At 31.5% G+C, this 2,416-nt stretch carries 4 protein-coding genes and 1 pseudogene; all 5 read right to left on the bottom strand.

The annotated features are described in order from the left end of the window. Nucleotides 1-175 precede the first annotated feature (175 nt). A complete protein-coding gene (locus COZ07_RS03465) occupies nucleotides 176-409 on the bottom strand; it encodes a type II toxin-antitoxin system HicA family toxin (RefSeq protein ID WP_406607193.1) in 234 nt (77 codons plus the stop codon). A gap of 3 nt (nucleotides 410-412) precedes the next feature. Beyond that, a complete protein-coding gene (locus tag COZ07_RS03460; RefSeq protein ID WP_406607192.1) occupies nucleotides 413-676 on the bottom strand; it encodes a type II toxin-antitoxin system HicB family antitoxin in 264 nt (87 codons plus the stop codon). 686 nt (nucleotides 677-1,362) lie between these two features. Further along, nucleotides 1,363-1,770: a DUF86 domain-containing protein gene (hepT, locus tag COZ07_RS03455; RefSeq protein ID WP_406607194.1), complete on the bottom strand. Its 408-nt coding sequence runs from the start codon at nucleotides 1,768-1,770 to the stop codon at nucleotides 1,363-1,365. Nucleotides 1,771-1,830: 60 nt separating this feature from the next. Continuing rightward, nucleotides 1,831-2,175 (bottom strand): annotated as a pseudogene (mntA, locus tag COZ07_RS03450) (type VII toxin-antitoxin system MntA family adenylyltransferase antitoxin); the annotation flags it as partial. Next, the coding region (locus tag COZ07_RS03445; RefSeq protein WP_406607191.1) for a type II toxin-antitoxin system YafQ family toxin at nucleotides 2,168-2,416 on the bottom strand (249 nt) is incomplete at its 5' end. The gene COZ07_RS03445 and the pseudogene mntA, both read right to left, overlap by 8 nt.

Genomic DNA, 2,416 nt, shown 5'->3' with positions numbered 1-2,416 from the left:
TGTTTTCAATTCCCTCCTTCAACTTCTCCACCACATAATCAATCTGCTCTTCCTTTAAATTATTAAAAAACGGCAAGGCAATTGTTCTTATATCTTGTCCCCGCAAAATTTTTAAAAATCCTTCTCTTTAAATAGAAAATATTGAAAAAATAATATCTATTCTAAATAATATTTTTTATTTTATCTCTTTTAAAAGTTGGAAATAACGTTCTCTGCTTATCCCCGCAGTTCTTATGTTGTTTCTGATTACAAATACTGGTACTGCTGGCCAATTAGGTACAACAATTGGTCTTATAACTCCTTGTTTTGTATAAACATAATGGTCACCTTCAATTCTTACGCATTTAAAACCATCTTTTTCAAATATTTTTCTAAGTCTACTTGCTGGAATGGGTACTATTTTGGGCATATACTATAATCCTGCAAATTCTGTTGCAACAAGTTTTGGTGGCAACCATTTGCCTTTTGCATCTTTTTTATAATTAGCTTCATCAAGTATGTCTTCAAGGGTATTCATTTTTTCAGCTTCTTCAAGAAATAATCTTATGGCTGTTTTGAGCATTTCTTTCGAGTGCTCAATAGTACTTCCGCAGCTGGAAATGTCAAGTTCGGGGCAATAAGCTATATAATTCTCATCTTCTTTAAAGACAAATATATCAAACTCAATTTTTACCATTTCTACCTCCTATTACATGAAACTTGTACCCCCATTTTCATGAGGGCAGGCTCTGTGAAAACGGGTAATGGGAATCCACTGTAAACCGAAAACCGACAACTGAAAACCTGTTTTTAAAGCAACTTATCCCCTTTTTTCTTCGCTATTAGACAATGTTTGCCTTTTTTTATTTCAGTGCGTTTAAAAACTCCTCTATAGTTAGATCAGCTCGAGCAATAAGTGATCTGAGAGTTCCTCTTGCAACTTCACTCCCACTTAAAAGTGGGATCTTCTACGTTAGACCAATACCTCTACTTCACGCATACTTACAGTGAGTGGCATATCCTGCTTATACCCCCTTGGTCATCTTTCTCTCAAAAATCCTCAAAGGCTTATTTTATAAATTCCATGACATTTTTATTTGTAAATTTATTATATCACAAAATAAAATATAGATAATCCATTTAAAAAATTACAACAATGGATTCCCATTGGAGACAAGGGGCATTCCAGAATACTATCACTATCCTGAATCAGCAGAATCGGGAATATTATTCCTTGCACTTCTCGGAGGTGCAGAGAGAACTCTCCGGAATGAAGGTAGAGCTGGGGAAAATTGAATAAAACCATTAATAATGGGGAGGATTTTATTTTTGTTATTTTCTAATTTTATAAATAGTAAAAAAAAATAGAACCGTCCCCTTTATTCAGTATAGTTTCAAAATGATTTCTGAAAAATCTACTAAATCTTCCAAATGATTCTTTATTATCGCTTGAATTATTTTGAGATTTAATTTCTGGTAATTATGTATTGCAATATTTCTAAAACCAACCATTGCTTTAAGCCTCTCTGACATTTCTGGATAAATAATTTTATTACTACTTAAAATCTCAAATGTTTCTCTACTTGCCTGGGGAAGTCCTAAATTTCTCTCTGCTATAACATGCATCCCCAGATCGATTACTGCTTCACATGCCCTTTGAATATTTAAGGTAATAGAGTCTTGCTTGGTATAATTTTCTAAATTTTCTGGATTATTTTCATATTCTTCATTTATTCTTTTAATACACTTTTTTATAATTTCTGTTTTATTCAAAACTATATCATCAATCATATTTAAGCACCTCTTACTCCTCGATTCGATCTTATTAATTATCTCCATCCTTTCTTCATTTAAAAGGGCATAATCTCTTATCGCTCTCATCTGAAAATACATCTTCCGAAGATTATCTGAATTATAGATAAGTTTTCCAGTCTTTATAATCTGAACCTTAAGAACGGTAGAAGCCTTATTTAAGTCTACAAGATCAATTTCTCTTTTTAAAACATCAGCCAATTTTTGGGAAAGGATAAATAATTTGTATTCATCTATTTGTCTGTCAGTCAAAATAGCAATATCTATATCACTATCTTTTCTCACTTTATCTTTTGAAATGGAACCAAAAATATATATCAATGAAGGTTTCAATGCATCCAATAAAACATTTTTTATAATTTCAATCTTTCTATTATCAATCATAAAGATCACCGACCTTAATAAACTTCATCGTGACTGCCGATATATCAATCAATAAGACCTCATCTTTTTTTACAAATTTAAAAATTACCCGACAATCATATAAACAACTAAATACCCACAAGCCCTTAAGTTTACCACTTAGTTTGTGAGTCTTTAACTGAGGATCAAAGGGATCTTTTGCAAATATCTCAAAAGCATCCCAGAATTTCTTTTTATACTCATCATTATTTTTTACTTTTTT

It is taken from the genome of Candidatus Infernicultor aquiphilus (genome assembly GCF_002784285.1).
Taxonomy (GTDB): domain Bacteria; phylum Atribacterota; class Phoenicimicrobiia; order Phoenicimicrobiales; family Phoenicimicrobiaceae; genus Infernicultor; species Infernicultor aquiphilus.
Note: the sequence above shows the minus strand (reverse complement) of the source record. Positions and strands in the feature narration are given on the sequence as shown.

Coding starts and splice junctions, on each gene's coding strand:
- COZ07_RS03465 (WP_406607193.1), bottom strand. CDS start 409: ATGCCCAAAATAGTACCCATTCCAGCAAGTAGACTTAGAAAAATATTT.
- hepT (WP_406607194.1), bottom strand. CDS start 1,770: ATGATTGATGATATAGTTTTGAATAAAACAGAAATTATAAAAAAGTGT.
- COZ07_RS03460 (WP_406607192.1), bottom strand. CDS start 676: ATGGTAAAAATTGAGTTTGATATATTTGTCTTTAAAGAAGATGAGAAT.